At 43.0% G+C, this 17,361-nt stretch carries 15 protein-coding genes and 1 pseudogene; 7 read left to right on the forward strand and 9 right to left on the reverse strand.

Going from position 1 to position 17,361, the window contains the following annotated elements; all coding sequences use genetic code 11:
* Positions 1 to 12 precede the first annotated feature (12 nt).
* The 5 genes from OCV52_RS16165 (at position 13) to phaC (ending at position 5,606) form a co-directional block, all read left to right on the forward strand.
* A complete protein-coding gene (locus tag OCV52_RS16165) occupies positions 13 to 684 on the forward strand; it encodes an SH3 domain-containing protein (RefSeq protein WP_137408335.1) in 672 nt (223 codons plus the stop codon).
* A gap of 562 nt (positions 685 to 1,246) precedes the next feature.
* Positions 1,247 to 1,987, forward strand: coding sequence for an SDR family oxidoreductase (locus tag OCV52_RS16170; RefSeq protein ID WP_004740113.1), 741 nt, complete (start codon positions 1,247 to 1,249; stop codon positions 1,985 to 1,987).
* A gap of 25 nt (positions 1,988 to 2,012) precedes the next feature.
* Positions 2,013 to 3,224 carry an acetyl-CoA C-acetyltransferase gene (locus OCV52_RS16175; RefSeq protein ID WP_137408336.1) on the forward strand — a complete coding sequence of 404 codons (1,212 nt, stop codon included), beginning with the start codon at positions 2,013 to 2,015 and terminating at the stop codon, positions 3,222 to 3,224.
* A gap of 132 nt (positions 3,225 to 3,356) precedes the next feature.
* Positions 3,357 to 3,704, forward strand: coding sequence for a phasin family protein (locus OCV52_RS16180; protein WP_004740115.1), 348 nt, complete (start codon positions 3,357 to 3,359; stop codon positions 3,702 to 3,704).
* Positions 3,705 to 3,779: 75 nt separating this feature from the next.
* Complete coding sequence (gene phaC, locus OCV52_RS16185) at positions 3,780 to 5,606, forward strand: class I poly(R)-hydroxyalkanoic acid synthase (protein ID WP_137408337.1); 1,827 nt, start codon at positions 3,780 to 3,782, stop codon at positions 5,604 to 5,606.
* 128 nt (positions 5,607 to 5,734) lie between these two features.
* Here phaC and OCV52_RS16190 read toward each other — a convergent pair whose 3' ends face one another.
* From OCV52_RS16190 to napF, 6 genes are all read right to left on the reverse strand, one after another.
* The gene (locus tag OCV52_RS16190; protein WP_105023556.1) at positions 5,735 to 5,872 is read right to left on the reverse strand and encodes a TIGR02808 family protein; all 138 of its coding nucleotides are present in this window, start codon (positions 5,870 to 5,872) and stop codon (positions 5,735 to 5,737) included.
* Positions 5,873 to 5,883: 11 nt separating this feature from the next.
* Positions 5,884 to 6,462, reverse strand: a complete 579-nt coding sequence (locus tag OCV52_RS16195; protein WP_137408338.1) for a NapC/NirT family cytochrome c — start codon at positions 6,460 to 6,462, stop codon at positions 5,884 to 5,886.
* Positions 6,463 to 6,491: 29 nt separating this feature from the next.
* Positions 6,492 to 6,947: a nitrate reductase cytochrome c-type subunit gene (locus OCV52_RS16200; protein ID WP_004740119.1), complete on the reverse strand. Its 456-nt coding sequence runs from the start codon at positions 6,945 to 6,947 to the stop codon at positions 6,492 to 6,494.
* A gap of 108 nt (positions 6,948 to 7,055) precedes the next feature.
* Positions 7,056 to 9,545 (reverse strand): periplasmic nitrate reductase subunit alpha, encoded by a 2,490-nt coding sequence (napA, locus tag OCV52_RS16205; RefSeq protein ID WP_137408339.1) that lies wholly within the window; start codon positions 9,543 to 9,545, stop codon positions 7,056 to 7,058.
* Entirely contained in the window at positions 9,542 to 9,847 is a 306-nt protein-coding gene (locus tag OCV52_RS16210) for a chaperone NapD (RefSeq protein ID WP_008219286.1), read from the reverse strand. Before OCV52_RS16210 ends, napA begins: the two co-directional genes overlap by 4 nt.
* A gap of 22 nt (positions 9,848 to 9,869) precedes the next feature.
* Positions 9,870 to 10,349, reverse strand: a complete 480-nt coding sequence (gene napF / locus OCV52_RS16215; RefSeq protein ID WP_137408340.1) for a ferredoxin-type protein NapF — start codon at positions 10,347 to 10,349, stop codon at positions 9,870 to 9,872.
* A gap of 253 nt (positions 10,350 to 10,602) precedes the next feature.
* On the opposite strand from napF, the gene narQ reads away from it, so the two are divergent.
* Both narQ and OCV52_RS16225 read left to right on the forward strand, forming a co-directional pair.
* A complete protein-coding gene (gene narQ, locus OCV52_RS16220) occupies positions 10,603 to 12,333 on the forward strand; it encodes a nitrate/nitrite two-component system sensor histidine kinase NarQ (RefSeq protein ID WP_137408341.1) in 1,731 nt (576 codons plus the stop codon).
* Positions 12,320 to 12,952, forward strand: a complete 633-nt coding sequence (locus tag OCV52_RS16225) for a response regulator (protein WP_004740124.1) — start codon at positions 12,320 to 12,322, stop codon at positions 12,950 to 12,952. Before narQ ends, OCV52_RS16225 begins: the two co-directional genes overlap by 14 nt.
* Before the next feature lie 159 nt (positions 12,953 to 13,111).
* Here OCV52_RS16225 and dcuC read toward each other — a convergent pair whose 3' ends face one another.
* The 3 genes and pseudogenes from dcuC to OCV52_RS16240 all read right to left on the reverse strand — a co-directional run.
* Positions 13,112 to 14,479, reverse strand: coding sequence for an anaerobic C4-dicarboxylate transporter DcuC (gene dcuC, locus OCV52_RS16230; protein ID WP_004740125.1), 1,368 nt, complete (start codon positions 14,477 to 14,479; stop codon positions 13,112 to 13,114).
* An 830-nt stretch (positions 14,480 to 15,309) separates the two neighbouring features.
* Positions 15,310 to 16,518, reverse strand: a complete 1,209-nt coding sequence (locus OCV52_RS16235) for an IS256 family transposase (RefSeq protein ID WP_137409203.1) — start codon at positions 16,516 to 16,518, stop codon at positions 15,310 to 15,312.
* A 60-nt stretch (positions 16,519 to 16,578) separates the two neighbouring features.
* Positions 16,579 to 17,298, reverse strand: a pseudogene (locus tag OCV52_RS16240) (hypothetical protein); the annotation flags it as partial.
* Between the last annotated feature and the right edge of the window lie 63 nt (positions 17,299 to 17,361).

The following is a 17,361-nucleotide window of genomic DNA, read 5'->3' on the forward strand; positions in this document are numbered from 1 at the left end:
CTGGTGGATTGAATGAAAAAAGCGCTGATCGCTTTACTTGTATTGTTAATTTTGGGTGGAGGAGGCGCAGCGTACTACTTCTTCATTATGAAGAAAGATCCTACGCCACCAGAAAAAGTTGAAGAGCCCGTTGCTGAAACTATTGAGCAACCTATATCTGAATTAAAGCCTGTTATGGAACTACAACCTGAGCCAGAGCAGACAGAGTTTTATGTGTTAGATAGAAAGCTCGAAGTGGTAGAACAGCCTGAGATTGATGGCTTGATAACGGACTACCTCTACAAAGGGGAAAAGGTAGAAGTACTTGAGAAACAGGGCGATTGGGCACGTATTTCCGATTACATTGTTCTGAAAGAAGGTGGCCCGCAAACAGCAGAGTGGGTTTCCATGTCTGGCTTATCGAATGATGAAGTGGTCGTTTCTGATAAGGAAAACAAAGAGATATTAGACTCTTACTTAGTTAAGTCCGACGATCTTAAGCTGTACCAAGAGAAATTTCGCAACTCAGTTGCTAAGTTGATGTCTGAAGGTGAGTGCGAACCCAGTGACTTTGAAGAGTTAGGCGGTTGGGTAAAATCGGTTCGGTATAGCGATCGCGATGTTTACTTTATCTACTGCGGTGGCTTGTCTCTTGAAAACAAAATTTATCTTGATGTAAATACCAATGAAATATTTACAGATTAAGAGAAAATCAAGTATTACTATTGAGAATGTAACCGTCGCTAGACTATAAGTTATCAATTAATTATTAAAGCCCACTCTGTAATGGAGTGGGCTTTTTCTTATTTATGAAATGAAGATTCAATCATTTTACCCTTAAAATCATATTGCTCGCTTTATAGAATAAATAAGATAGATTTATTAATAACAAATAATACTTTTACTAATATTTTGGTCTTCAATAGATTCTGTTTTTAATATTGCATTCTTATTGAAACAAGATTCGGATTAGGGTTTTCTCTTTTATTTACAGTGATTTATCATTTTTCCTGATATAAGTGAAATTAAAAATATTATTTAAAATCATATGCTTGTGTAGGTTTTACATGTATTTAACATTTCACGGTTTTTGTGAAGCTAGTCAGATTTTTAGACATCAGTAGGAATTATTTTCTGTTTGTAATAATAATTTTTGATTTTGATATGTAGTGTTTAATTAAAGCAACGCGAAAGTTTAATTATCGAATAATACATTATTTTATTAACATTATTGTTATTTAATTGCTTATAAGGGATGGAACCATTAATGAAAAAACTTGCTTTAATTACAGGGTCAAAGGGCGGTATCGGATCGGCTATATCATCTAAGTTGGTCGCTGACGGATATCGTGTGATTGCGACTTATTTTACTGGAAATTATCAGTGTGCACTGGAGTGGTTCAACGAGAAACAGTTTACTGAAGATCAAGTGAGATTGTTTGAATTGGATGTCACCAACACAGAAGAGTGCGCATTGAGCTTGAGCAAGTTGTTAGAGGAAGAGGGAACCGTTGATGTTCTCGTTAATAACGCTGGCATCACCCGTGATAGCGTATTTAAAAAGATGAACGCCGAAGCGTGGAAAGAGGTTATCGAAACGAACTTAAACAGCCTGTTCAACGTGACTCAACCGCTGTTCGCACCTATGTGTGAGAAAGGAAACTGCCGCGTTATCAATATCTCGTCAGTGAATGGCCTTAAAGGGCAATTTGGACAAACTAACTACTCGGCAGCTAAAGCGGGAATGATTGGTTTCTCGAAAGCCTTGGCTGCAGAAGGCGCTCGCAGTGGCGTAACAGTGAACGTGATTGCCCCTGGCTACACTGCAACGCCAATGGTTGAGCAAATGAAGCCTGAAGTATTGGATTCAATCAAGAACCAAATCCCAATGAAACGTTTAGCAACGCCTGTGGAAATTGCCGAAGCGGTTGGTTTCCTAGCCAGTGAATCTGGTGCATACATTACAGGCGAGACTTTGTCTGTAAATGGCGGTTTGTACATGCACTAATGGCGAAACTGACAGGAATTGAATAATGGAAAAAGTATTTATTGTTGCAGCGAAACGAACACCAATCGGTTCATTTACGGGTTCATTGAAAAACGTTAGCGCGGGTGAATTAGCTGGCGTCGCAATTAAAGGGGCTCTGGATTCAGTAGATCTTCCCCTAGATGTCATTGATGAAGTGATCGTCGGTAATGTGATTTCAGCAGGGCAAGGCATGGGTGTTGCACGTCAGGCTTCTATCTACGCAGGGCTGCCTGAAGAGACTCCAGCCTATGGTGTCAACATGATCTGCGGTAGTGGTATGAAATCAGTCATGGACGCTGCAGCTCATATTAAAGCTCAAGATGCAGAAATCGTGGTTGCTGCGGGTGTGGAAGTGATGTCTCAAATCCCTTTCGTGGTTCCGCCAAGTATTCGTAACGGACACAAGATGGGCGACATTTCGATGAAAGATCTGCTTGTTGGCGATGGTCTGACGGATGCGTTCAATCATTACCACATGGGTGTGACAGCAGAGAACATTGCGAATGCATTGAATATCTCGCGTCTTGCTCAAGACAACTACGCGCTAGAAAGCCAACAAAAAACGGTAGCTGCAATTGAAGCAGGTAAGTTTGCTGAGCAAATTGTGCCTGTTGAAGTGAAACAGCGCAGACAGACCGTCACCTTTGATACCGATGAATATCCGAAAGCGGATGCAACGTTCGAAGGTTTGCAAAAGCTTCGTCCTGCATTCGACCGTGAAGGTACTGTAACGGCGGGCAACGCTTCAGGTATCAATGACGGTGCGAGTGCAATCATCTTGGCATCAGAGAGTGCTGTATCTAAATACGGCCTGACACCACTGGTCGAGCTAACAAGCTACGCACAGTCTGGATTAGACCCAAAGATCATGGGCTTAGGTCCAGTAGAGGCCGTGTCTAAAGCGCTGGATAAAGCGGATTTAACACTCGAACAAGTTGATCTGTTTGAATTAAACGAAGCGTTTGCGGCGCAAGCGCTTGGCGTGATGTATCAGCTTTCTGAGCAGCACGATCTGCCATTAGACGCTTTTAAACCAAAAGTGAATGTTAACGGCGGCGCGATTGCCCTAGGTCATCCTCTAGGAGCGTCAGGCAACCGAATCATTGTTTCACTCATCCACGAAATGCTTGAGCAAAAGACCAGTTTTGGCGTTGCTTCACTCTGCGTCGGTGGGGGAATGGGAACCGCTATTCTGCTTAAGGGTATTGAAGGTTAACGCCGGATGTATCGTTGGCAAGCTAAACAATTTATCGCTGCAGTCTACAAGGTGCGTTAGCAAACCATCGCACCTTAACTGAAACGATATCAGTACCAATTTACTACACTATGTATTTATCAGGAGTTACTTATGTACACGGATATTTTTAAAACAATTACTGACCAAACTGAAAAGCAATTTGAACCGTACTTTAAGTTCAACAAGTTAGTTGCGAAGAACGTTCAAACAATGACAGAATTGCAAATGAATGCGATGAAGACTTATACGGACATGGGTCTTGCTCAAATGAAAGCGGTAAGTGAGATTAAAGATGTGAACAGCCTTACTGCATTCAACAGCCAACAGCTAGCAGCATTGACTCAACTGTCTCAACAGATGATGAGTGATAGCGCAAAGCTGCAAGCGGTAGCGAAAGAATTCAAAGAAGACGTTGAAACACTAACAACTGAAAACTTGAAAACAGTTACACCAGCATAAATTCAATCGCTATCGAGTTAGCGCAGTGTTTACTGTGAGGCTCGGTGGCGATTTTCCGATTATTGGAGTCATGTTATGTTTCAACACTTCTTTTCGGACTACCTTGTTAAACTTCAACAAACAAACCAGCAATGGTGGGACAACTTTGAACAAAACAAGGAAGCCGCGCAATCTCCCTTAAACCAAGCGATGCAAGAATTGAATTTTGATGATGCATCGAAAATCTTTGAGCAAGCCGCTAACCAACCCGCTGCACTCCTCCAGTTACAATCCCAATGGTGGGAGCAACAACTTAAGATCTGGCAAAATGCTGCATTGATGGGTAACACAGAGAGTGTAATCACTGAAGATCGCAGTGATAAACGCTTTATTGATGAAGCGTGGAAAAACGACCCATTTTATAGCTTTATCAAACAATCCTATTTGTTGTTTAGCAAAAGCTATATCGACACAATAAACTCAATTGACGGCATTGATGAGAAAACCAAAGAGCGTGTTGCGTTCTTCTCACGTCAAGCGATCAACGCACTTTCTCCAAGCAACTTTATTGCGACAAACCCAGAGTTGATGAAATTAACGCTTGAGCGAAATGGCGAAAACCTGATCGATGGGCTTGAGCAATTGCAGGCTGATGTTGAAGCAAGCGCTGATATCCTCAAGATCCGTATGACCAACAATAATGCATTCCGGTTGGGAGGCGATGTTGCCAATACAGAGGGGGATGTTGTTTTTCAAAGTGAATTGTTTGAACTGATTCAATACTACCCGAAAACACCTAAGGTCAATGCTACGCCATTGCTGATCGTACCGCCGTTTATTAATAAGTATTACATTCTCGATCTTCGTGAGAAGAACTCGATGGTTCGCTGGTTGCTTGAACAAGGGCACAGTGTGTTCATGATGTCTTGGCGCAATCCCGGTGAAGCACAGAAAGAGTTAGAGTTTGGTGACTATGTGACTGAAGGTGTCGCGAAAGCTGTGACCGCAATCGAAGACATTACTGGGAAAGAGCAGATCAACGCTGCAGGTTACTGTATTGGCGGTACTGTATTGGCTTCAACAGTCGCTTACTATGCCGCTAAAAGAATGAAGAAACGCATTAAAACCGCTACCTTTTTTACGACTTTATTAGACTTCTCTCAGCCGGGTGAAGTGGGCGCTTATATCAATGAAACGATCATCAACGCCATAGAAAAACAGAACGAAGCCAAAGGCTTTATGGATGGTAGGTCATTGAGTGTGACGTTCAGTCTGCTTCGTGAAAACAGCTTATATTGGAACTACTACATTGATAATTACCTAAAAGGCAGCAGTCCAATGGAGTTTGACCTGCTCTATTGGAACAGTGATAGCACCAATGTAGCTTCTAAGTGTCATAACTTCCTGCTACGAGATCTGTACCTTGAAAACAAACTGGTGCAAGACAAAGGCGTGAAAGTGGGCGGTGTCTGGATTGACCTGAATAAGATAAAAATACCTAGTTACTTCATCTCTACTAAGGAAGACCACATTGCACTTTGGCAAGGGACTTACCGCGGCGCACTGAACACGGGTGGCAACAAGACGTTTGTGCTGGGCGAGTCTGGACATATCGCAGGTATTGTTAACCATCCAGACAAACAAAAGTATGGATTTTGGCTTAACGACAACTTGGATGATTCTGCTGATGAGTGGCTATCAAATGCAACTCACAATGAAGGTTCTTGGTGGACACACTGGAATCAATGGTTACAGGGCTTTGAAGCGGGTGAAAGGGTTGAACCGTTCAATCAAGGTTCAGAGTTGTATCCTGTGATTGGTAAGGCGCCAGGTAATTACGTAAAACAGGTCCTTCCAATTGTTAATAAAGCTAAGAGCGATACAGAAGTCACTGAGAAAGGCGCCCAACCACGCGACGCTTAGTGTTCGTATGGATACTTTACAACAATAAAACAGAACCGCAGGTAATAAAAAAGCCACTGAATTCAGTGGCTTTTTAACTTTAACTCTTCTCTAAGGTATCAAAAGTAGGAGAAAAGATGATTCGATTCTTAATCGATTTCTTTGTCTTTACCCATAGATAAAATCCAAAGAGATACGGCTGCAACACCTACGAAGCCGGTAAGAATGATAAATGGCATAGCACTGTAACCTAGGATATGCCAAATCACGCTTTCTAAAGTACTCATTCAATTGCTCCTTATTGCCAGCCTTCAACACCGTGCATGTCTGGTAGTTTATGTGCGATACCTTTGTGGCAGTCTACACATGTCTTCTCACCAGAAGCCAGCGCTGTTGAGTGTTGTTTCGCACTACGAGGGCTCTGTTCAGAGAAATCCATGTAATCGAACTGGTGACAGTTACGGCACTCAAGCGAATCGTTCTTCTTCAATCGAGCCCATTCTCGTTCCGCTAAGTGATGACGGCGCTCTTTGAATTTCTCAGGCGTGTCAATCGTCTTAGCAATAAAGTGAGCGTACAGCTCTTTTGATGCTTGAACCTTACGAACAATTTTATCAGTCCATTCATGTGGTACGTGACAGTCTGAACAGATTGCACGAACACCAGAACGGTTTGAGTAGTGAATTGTCTCTTGGATCTCTTCAACGATAGGTGCGTGACAGCCAGAACAGAATTCTTCTGTGTTGGTTGCTTCCATACCTGTGTTAAATGCACCCCAGAACAAAAGACCGCCAGAGAACCCCAAGAAAAGTACAAGGCCAACGGCTGCTTTACTGGGAGTTGTCAGTCTTTCCCAAAACGCTTTTAGTAATTTCATATAATCGCCTCTCTACAATACGGCTAAGATTAGCGTAGTGAGTCAACAGGTTTGAATTCGTTCTCTACTAATGGTTTCGCACTAGCTTGTGGAACGTGACACTGCAGACAGAAGTAACGACGAGGTGAAACGTCAGCAAGTACTGCATCTTCACGGTTCATGTAGTGGGTAACACTAATTTTTGTTGCACCCATCTCTTTCGCATTTTTCCAGCTATGGCAAGACAGACATTTGTTCGCGTTTAGAGACACTTCGTAGCTACGGATATTGTGTGGTATCAATGGTGGTTGGTATACGTAATCGCTTTCAAGTACTTGGTCGCGAGGGTACTTTTTGAAGTCGTCTGCTGCACGCGTTGCTTCAAGCTCACTTGCACCACGTAAAGACTCTACGCCACCAATGCCGCCAGGGTTATCCAGCTCAGCTTGAGCCACGCCAGCTAACAAAAGACCGGCTGATAGTAGGGCAGTAATCAGTTTTTTCATGTTAATTTCTCCGCCTAAAGGCTAATTCTTTGAGAGGACTACTTTCTCTAAATGGTGAAAAAGTAGCCGCAACATTAATGCTTAAGATCGTTTCTCTAAGCCTAGGGCTTAAGCAACTTTAGTGATCTTAACTGGACACTTCTTGTAGTCCGTCTGTTTAGACAGAGGATCCGTTGCATCCAAGATCAACTTGTTGATCAGAATTCTTGCATCAAAGAACGGTACGAATACCAAGCCTTGTGGTGGACGGTTACGGCCGCGAGTTTCAACACGTACACGAACTTCACCACGTTTGTTTTCGATAAGAACTTCATCACCACGGCGTAGGCCACGAGCTTTAGCATCAGCAGGGTGCATGTAACACAGTGCATCTGGCACAGCTTTGTAAAGTTCTGGCACACGACGAGTCATAGTACCGGTGTGCCAGTGCTCAAGAACACGGCCTGTACATAGCCACATATCGTACTCTTCGTTTGGCACTTCTGGGGGCGCTTCGTACGGAGCATTGATGATCAGTGCTTTACCGTCTGGTTTACCGTAGAAGTCCCAGCCAGAGCCTGCTTTCGCATATGGATCTGAACCTTCTTTAAAGCGCCATTGAGTTTCTTTTCCATCAACAACAGGCCAGCGTAGACCACGTACTTGGTGGTAGCGATCGTACGGCGCTAAATCATGACCGTGGCCGCGACCGAAGGTTGCGTATTCTTCGAATAAGCCTTTCTGTACGTAGAAACCTTGTGCTTGTGCGTCGTCGTTGAGCTCTTGAGCTTCAGAGAGAGGGAAAGCATCAACATTGCCGTTTTTGTAAAGCACGTCGTACATGGTTTTGCCACGTAGTTCAGGTACTTTAGCTAGAAGCTCTTCGCCCCAAACTTCTTCGATAGTGAAGCGCTTAGAGAACTCCATGATTTGCCACAGGTCAGACTTAGCTTCACCTACAGTTTTCACTTGTTGGTACCAAGCTTGTGTTCGACGCTCTGCGTTACCGTAAGCACCTTCTTTCTCAATCCACATTGCTGTTGGAAGGATAAGGTCAGCGGCTTGCGCTGTTGCTGTTGGGTACGGGTCAGAACATACGATGAAGTTGTCTGGGTGACGGTAACCAGGTAGACGTTCAGTGTTGATGTTTGGACCTGCTTGCATGTTGTTGTTACACATTACCCAGTAAGCGTTGATAGTACCGTCTTTCAGTGCGCGGTCTTGAGCAACAGCGTGTTTGCCTGGCTTAGGTGGGATAGTACCTTCCGGAAGTTTCCAGATTTCCTCTGCAATCTTACGGTGTTTAGGATTCGCAACTACCATATCTGCCGGTAGACGGTGAGAGAACGTACCTACTTCTCGAGCTGTTCCACAAGCAGATGGTTGGCCAGTTAGTGAGAATGGGCTGTTACCTGGAGTAGAAATCTTACCTGTTAGAAGGTGGATGTTGTACACAAGGCTGTTCATCCATACACCACGAGTATGTTGGTTCATACCCATTGTCCATAGAGACATTACTTTGATGTTTGGATCCGCGTATTGCTTAGCAAGCTTAATCAGGTTCTCTTCAGATACGCCTGACATTTCAGATGCTTTCTCTACTGTGTACTCTGCAACTGCTGCTTTGTATTCTTCGAAAGTGATTGTAGTCATTGCACCTGAGTTAGGGTTTGCTGCTGCTTTCTGCAGTGGATCGTCATCACGAAGGCCGTAACCGATGTCAGTTGTTGCCTGTTTGAAGTGCGTGTGCTTGTTCACGAAGTCCCAGTTAACCGCATCGTTTTGAATGATGTAGTTTGCAATGAAGTTTGCAATCGCAAGGTCAGACTGAGGGTTGAAGATGTAACCAGTGTCTGCAAGCTCAAAAGAACGGTGGTAGTAAGTAGACAGTACGTTTACTTGAACGTGTGGGTGGCTTAGACGACGGTCTGTAATACGAGTCCATAGTACTGGGTGCATTTCTGCCATGTTTGAACCCCACAGTACAAATGCGTCTGCGTGTTCGAAGTCATCGTAACAACCCATTGGCTCATCGATACCGAAGGTACGCATGAATGCACCTACCGCAGAAGCCATACAGTGACGAGCGTTTGGATCGATGTTGTTTGAACGGAAACCCGCTTTCATCATCTTAACGGCTGCGTAGCCTTCCATTACTGTCCACTGACCAGAACCGAATATACCAACACCTGTTGGACCGTTCTTCTTAAGAGATGCTTTCCATTTCTCAGCCATCACGTCGAACGCTTTGTCCCAAGATACTGGCGCGAAATCACCATCTTTATGGAACTCACCATCTTTCATACGAAGAAGAGGTTGCTCAAGACGGTCTTTACCGTACATAATTTTCGAAAGGAAGTAGCCTTTGATACAATTAAGGCCTTTGTTTACAGGTGCTTCTGGGTCGCCTTGAGTCGCAACCACTTTGCCGTTTTGAGTACCTACTAGTACCGAACAGCCCGTACCACAAAAACGACAAGGCGCTTTATCCCACGTGATTTTTGTTTGATCTGAGCTAGCAATCAGGTTGGTTGCTGTTGCTGGTAGTGTTACACCTGCAACGGCTGCCGCTGATGCAGCTGCGTTTGCTTTCACAAACGCACGTCTTGTCATTTTCATACTTCACCCTCGAGTTGAGAATTGTTGCTTCCAGTTTCTAAATCCGTTTCGTCTAGTCCAGTCTCGATTTGGTGATAAACCAAAGCTGTACCTAAAACGTTCTTAATGTTGTTTATTGCTTCGATGGTGTCCGTTACAAAACCTTGGTTTTCGGTTTCTAGGACCACGATGATTTTGCCTTCAGGGCTATCTCCGTAGATTTCAGCGTTATCGAATTGCTCGATCTCTGCTTTGATCTCATTGAGATGCTCTGGGCTCACATGCACGACTAAACTTGATATATGCACTTCATTTAGTGCCATAAATTGCTCTCGTTATTTTTATTTATGCATTACTCACAAAAATAGCTGAGGTAGGGCAAACTGCTACGCAGGCTCCACAACCGCTACACTCATCTAACTCGATTTTTGGTAGAGCAACACTGCCTGCTCTGAGTTGAAATTGAATGGCCATAGGTTCACACATGTCACCACAGCTTCGGCATTCAACATTTTGCTGTGCTAAACACTTATCAGAGATTTGTGCTTTAGCTTGCCAAGGCTCTCCTTGCTTTGGCTTAAAAATGGGTTCGGGACAAACATCTGCACATTGATAGCAGAACGTACATTCATCAATTGAAAAATCGACAGTAGGAAATCCACCGTCGCCTACAATGATTACCTTAGTCTCACAACTCTCGATGCATTTTCCGCATCGAGTGCAATCATCTACAAAGCTCTCTAGGTTATGAATCCAAGGCAAACGAATTTGGCTTGAATCGACTTTATGCCTAGAAAACAGACGACGTTTTGACAGGTCTACCACTAAAAACCCCTAGATGTTGCTACGATGTTGTAATTGTCGGTCATTATTTCATTAATATCTTGTAATTTGTCATCACAAGTAGTGTAGATTTAGAAACAATTGTATAAATACCCCCTAAGGGCTAATTGGGGGTATATATTGTCATAGATCAATAAATTACGAGGCGAGTGATCACATATTGAATGGAGCTATGATTTTTGATGTGTGACAATACGAGCCTAATAGCAAGTCATTTATCAATAGGAAGTCACCTTTGCTTATAAAACCAGTCTCATCTGTTACGAGTACAATAGCTAAGTCATTACTCTCTATACTGCTGTTGTCGGTTGCTACTACTGGCTTTGCTATCTTTACTCTAGCTTCAAGCTTGAACGATGCTGAGGCCGTCAACGTAGCCGGCTCGATGCGTATGCAAAGCTATCGTTTAGCCCATGATATTCAAATAGAATCTGTTGATTTCGATTCTCATATCCGTGAGTTTGAAAGTTCACTTTATTCGCCTTCGATGACTAAATTGGTGAGTTGGGATGTACCGACGGATATCACAGAAGACTACTATCTAATTATTGGCCGTTGGCATGAATTGAAACGCGTTCTGAATAGTGAAGACCGTAAACACTATCTCGTGTTGGTTGAAAATTTCGTAACTGAGATCGATGGATTTGTTTTTAAACTGCAAGAATTCTCAGAAGACAAATTGATTAAACTGGCGTGGGCTGGTGGTATCGGTTTGGGCGGGATCCTCGTCATATCTCTTTTGGTTGTTCATTTCGTACGTAAACAAGTTGTTAAACCACTGCATGCGCTTGTTGGTGCAAGCCAAAGGATCAAAAACAGTGACTTCGAGGTCGAACTCAAGGTAACGAGTAACAACGAGATGGGTATTTTGACCAAAACCTTCAACTCGATGGCGAAAGACTTGGGTGTGCTTTATCGAAACCTAGAAGATGTGGTCGATGCGAAAACAATAGAACTACAGAATGCAAACCAATCGCTACAGGCGCTGTATTACTCTTCACAAGAGCTGACAGTCACGCGTATCGCACCTGAAAACTTTAGAGCGATATTGCAGCACCTCGTAAGCTTAGAGGGCATCGAATCTTTGCGATTAGAGATCGTCGACAATTCAGGCCGACCATTGATTATGGATGAAGGCTACGATCCATACCGAGATTATGAAAAATTTGAAATGAAGTTGGACGATAACGAGCTCATTCTCGGTTATCTATATTGCTCGTATCACCATGGTCACTCGACAAAAGCGTTGATTGAGAGCTTTATTCAACTACTCTCAAGAGCCATCTATTATAATCGTGCTCAAAAGAAGGCTGAGCAGCTTATTATTATGGAAGAGCGTGCAACCATTGCCCGAGAGCTCCATGATTCGTTAGCTCAATCACTGTCGTATTTAAAAATCCAAGTGACGTTGCTTAAACGTGTCATCGGTAAACTGCCTGAACAGCAGCATCGTGAGCAATCTGAACAAATTGCATCGGAAATCGGCAATGGCTTAGCAGAAGCCTATACTCAATTAAGAGAACTTCTCACTACATTTAGGTTATCCATCAAAGAGGGTAACTTTGGAGATGCTTTAAGCACTATGCTTGAAGAGCTCAGCGAAAGAACGGATGCAAAGATTAAACTTAATAATAATCTTTCATCTATTGAACTTGATGCACATAGTCAGGTTCACTTGCTTCAATTGATTCGTGAAGCAACAATAAATGCAATAAAACACGCCAATGCCGACTTGATAGATGTATGCTGTATCGATGAGGACGGTGAAGTATTAGTCGTGGTTAAAGATAACGGAGATGGCTTTGACTTAAGTAGTTCGAAAATGAACCACTATGGGATGAGCATTATGCAGGAGCGTGCGGCAAGACTGAATGGCGACTTAACGATTGAAGCGGCGCAAGGTGAAGGCTGTACAGTCATATTGAAATATAAAAGTTTGAAGGAAGTTAAAGTTGACGGTTTGTAAAGTAATGCTGGTTGATGATCATCCATTAATGCGTAGAGGCATAAGCCAATTACTGAGCTTTGAAGACGAATTTGAAGTGATTGCTGAAGCAAATAATGGTATAGAAGCTGTTGCGCTTGCTCATGAAGAAGAACCTGATTTGATCTTGCTTGATCTGAACATGAAGGGTATGTCTGGCTTAGATACATTGAAAGCGCTTCGTACTGACGGTTCTAGTGCTAACATCGTTATTCTAACAGTATCTGATAGCCCAGCAGACATTGAAGCGATCGTAAAAGCGGGTGCTGATGGCTACTTATTGAAAGACACTGAGCCTGATGAGCTTATTGAGTTGCTTAAGCAAGCACACGGTGGCGACAAGGCATACAGCAGCGTGGTTGCTCGTTACCTAAACGACGCGGGTAGCCGCAACGACATCTTCGACCAGTTAACCGAACGTGAAATGCAGATCTTGCAAGAAGTTGCTAAAGGTTACCGTAATAAGCAAATCGCCGATCATCTGTTTATTTCTGAATCGACAGTTAAGGTACATATGAAGAGCTTGCTGAAAAAGCTGCAAGTACCTTCTCGTACAGCAGCAACCGTTCTTTACCTAGAACGTTACGGAGAAATGAAGTAGGGCTTGTTCCTTTGAAATAACACTATTTCAAGCCGTACTGTTCAAGTCAACTCTCAATAGCTTTGAAAGTGTTGCAGAGGAATATTAAAAAAGGCGCTGAACTTATTAAGTTCAGCGCCTTTTGTTTGGGCATTATATAGCTGTATAACTATTAAAGACTTAAGCAGCCATTGGTACTAGAACAAGTGTACCGAAGATAACAGTGATAAGGCCGCAGATGACTGGTACAGATGTACGTTTTACTACTTCAAATGGGCTGATTTTACCCATGCCTGAAGTTGCTACCACTACGCCAGATACTGGAGAGATCGTACGACCTAGGTTTGATGCTTGAAGCATTGGGATAATAAGGAAAGCTGGGTTTAGGCCCATCTTCGCAGCCAGTGAAGGCGCAAGCTCAACGAATGCATAGAAAGGTGCGTTACCGGAACCTGTCGCAATGGCCGCAGCAACCGTTAGGCCTGTAAGGATCAGCATTAGTGCGATGCCGCCAGCACCTGCTGCTTCAGCAAGACCGATTAGGTTATCAATCGCACCGATAGACATTAGGCCTTGAGCAAATACACCAGCCGCAACTAACAGCATTACAACGCCTTTAAATGCGTCCGCCATACCTTGGTAACAAGAATCTAGATCTTTTAGCGTCTTTTCACCGTCGAATTTCTTCACAACGTAATCAACAAGTGCACCAACAAAAATTGAACCCACTACGATAGTGTAGATGTCTAACTTAAGACCCGGAATAGTACGGCCATTGAATAGGAAAACACCGATAATAGGTAGGAACGGAAGCGCCGCATAGAAAGCAGGCGCTGTTGTTTCAATCTCAGAAACATCAACTTTTTCCATTGGCGTGTTTTCTTTCTTATCTAGGTACTTGTTCCAGAAAAAAGCTGCAGCTGCCATTACGATAATTGCGCAGATTGACACCGGTAGCACCGTTTGAACCGCAAACACATCTAAGTCTAGCCCTGATTTTTCTGCAGCGATGACCACGTCACCAGATGTTGGAGAAAGAATGATTGCTGCTGGAGATGCACATACTGCAACCGCTGCAGGGCGAGAAATACCCATCGCTGTCATCATTGGGAATAGGGTAGCCATCAACAACACGCCAAGGCCAGTAGCAGAGCTCACCGCCAAAGACATCAGACACGCCACGATGTAAGCAGCAACAAGAAGCGCGTATGGAGATTTGATAACAGATAGTGGTTTAGAAAACTGTTTCACAACAACATTGTTTGCGCCAATGTGAGTCATGTAAGAAGCGAAACCACATAGAAGCATGATCTGCATACCTAGGCCGCCGCCACGGTATTGAAGCATGTACTTAACGAATTCTAATGAGTCGGTAATCATGTTACCTGTTGAAGCGATCTTAGCTGGTAAGACTGTGTGACCAATAAGGCCGGTAATAAGAAGAAGAGCAAGGCCGGCAGTTAACAAAACTCCGGCTGCTTTATAGCCTTTTACAATAAAGTAACCTACAGCGATGGTAACCACTAATCCGATCAAGAGTTCTAACATCGAAATCTCCACAAAGTTTAAAAAATACAAGAAACTGTTTCAGAATATGACAATGAATGTACCGAAAACTGTACTTTGGCACGAGGCATAGTTGAGGTTGATATGATCTAAGACAAACATTTTCTTCGATGTTAATTCTGGTTATAAATCATGAATAACTGCTGTTGTTTAGATGTTAATAAACAAATATTATCGATCGCTAAAATATTACTTGGATCACCTTTGTGTAGTTTTGCTGCATATGGTGACTTCCATTTATAAATAATTTGGATTCACAAGTTGTGCTGGGTAATTAATGAGAAGGTGTATTTTGACATTGAGTAGATTGAAGAAAGCTCGACGTCAGAAATGAGGCTACAAGGATTGTTTAGTTAGAGAGTGATGATATCTAATGATGTACAACTCAGGTTCCGAATTAGAATAGGCTGGCAGATCAACACACATTACTTTCTTGCAGAAATGTATCATGCCACGCTGAGTTACTTAAATTCGCTATGGAAGCTCAAAGGTTTTCCTGAATTATCGATGATGAACTTGCGTCCCTTATATTCGTAATGCGTTACGTTATAAAGTTTTTAAATGTGAACTCGTCGGTTTCTTTTTTACAAGAGGTAAAGTGCTTCCCTGTTAGTCTTTCAGCTAAGATATTTCGATCTAAGTAAGAAAATAGATACTGGGATAACAAGGCTACAACAATAAATACCCCAACCAACGTCAGCATGTTACTGTTCTTTTTCGTAGGAGTTGTGGTTTCTCGTGTTGCTTCTTCTATCGGAACCGCTTCTAGTGTTTGTTGGACCCTGTAAATAATTCTGTGTAACTGCTCTTGGTTACAAGTATTCAGTTAATCGATCTTCGAACATAATCATAAAACGGTTTAGCGCTTGCTTCCAGTGATGAATTGGCATTGTCCACCTCTTGGAAGCATCCATAATCGCCAGGTACACCACCTTTTTGGCGGATTCATCTGTCGGGAACAGCTTACGTTTCTTGGTCGCTTTCCTGATGACGCTATTTAGTGATTCTATCGCATTGGTCGTGTAGATAGCTCTGCGGATATCTTGAGGATAGCTGAACAGAGTGTTGAGGTTATCCCAATGAGCCGTCCACGAGCGGCTGATTTGAGGGTACTTTTCATCCCATTTATCACCAAAGTGCTCTAGCGCCAACAGAGCTTCATCTTCAGTCGTAGCTTGATAGATTTCCTTTAAGTCTGCGGTAATAGTCTTGTAATCTTTCCACGGAACGTATTTCATTGAGTTTCGTACCATGTGTACGATACAGAGCTGGATTTGAGTTTTTGGATAAACGGCATTGATGGCATCAGGAAAGCCCTTGAGGCCATCAACACAAGCGATGAGGATATCATTTACACCACGATTTTGAAGTTCGGTAAGTACACTGAGCCAGAACTTCGCCCCTTCAGTTTCGGACATCCACATCCCAAGAAGTTCTTTCTGACCTTCCATATTGACACCGAGAGCAAGGTAAATGGCTTTGTTGATGACTTGCTTATTTTGGCGCACCTTCACAACAATGCAGTCTAGGTAAACGACGGGATAAACCGAATCAAGAGGGCGGGCTTGCCACTCAACAACTTGTTCTAAAACAGCATCAGTGACTTTAGATATTAGACTGGCGGAGATATCAGCATCGTACATTTCTTTGAAGGTTGCGACGATTTCTCGGGTAGTCATTCCTTTGGCATACAAGCTTAAGATCTTGTCGTCCATCGATTGGAATCGAGTTTGATGCTTACGAACGAGCTTGGGTTCAAAGGACGCGTCACGGTCACGAGGGATTTCTAGTTGGATCTCACCATCGTCAGTAATTAGGCGTTTAGATGAGTAGCCATTTCGACTGTTACTATCGTTGGTCGGTGAGTGTTTTTCGTAGCCAAGGTGATCATCAAGTTCAGCATTTAAAGCTGTCTCAACCGTCACCTTGGTTAACATTTTCCTGAAGTCATCAAGATCCGAAGGAGTCTTAATTGACTTAGCGGCTTCGCGAGCGAAGGCTTCTAAAGCTTTCTTATCCATATTGCTTATCCTTAGCCATGACTGGCTTAATTATAAGCAGATACACAATTTAAATTACAGGCTCGGTTGCCCCGCAGAAACCTGTTCAACATTGATTACGACACTCGACTCAGGCAATACATTGAAAGAGTCCTGAGCACATTTAAGAACACAGCTACACACATATTCTCGATATAGGATATTACTCTCAGGTATGGGTAGGTTTTCTAGTTTTACCTCACCTTGGCACAGAACCTTTCTCTCTTTAGGGATGACATTATCCTTATTCACCTGAATATTGATCTCTAACAGGTGACCATTTTTATAAGTATTAAAGTTATGGTTGATCAGCTTTGTGTCGACTACAGAGGCGTTGATAGGATTCTGTTGTGCTTCTGAAAGAGCGGTCAGTTTGGCTTCGCTATCGTTATTCAGAACACCCTTTGAAAGCTGGTTCTTCTTTGCCCAGTAACTGTAATTCTGTACCCAATGCACGAACTCAGTCTTGTAATCTTCAATATCTTGTTCTGCTGCACGTTCAACGTTCTTAGTGAGAGCATGCAGCTTTGATTTATTCCCCAATAACATATCCAACCAATTAGGTTTGTAATCATCGAGCGCTTCCATGGCTTTGACTTTATGGTCGAAGCGAACCGTTGGCATTGCAGGTGCGGGCTCCATAGCCATCGACTCCCAATTCACTTTTGGCGTCGGAATGGTATGAACAGATTGGATTAAGTGCAGGTGTTGATTGAACATGGCCACTTCACTGACCGCGTCCTCAAGTTGTTTGGTATTCATCTACATTCCTGTCGACGGTTATTTTTGTCATTTGCCGATCATTTTATGGTCAAAGGTCGCGAA

The sequence above is a fragment of the Vibrio chagasii genome (assembly GCF_024347355.1).
GTDB classification, from domain to species: Bacteria; Pseudomonadota; Gammaproteobacteria; order Enterobacterales; family Vibrionaceae; genus Vibrio; species Vibrio chagasii.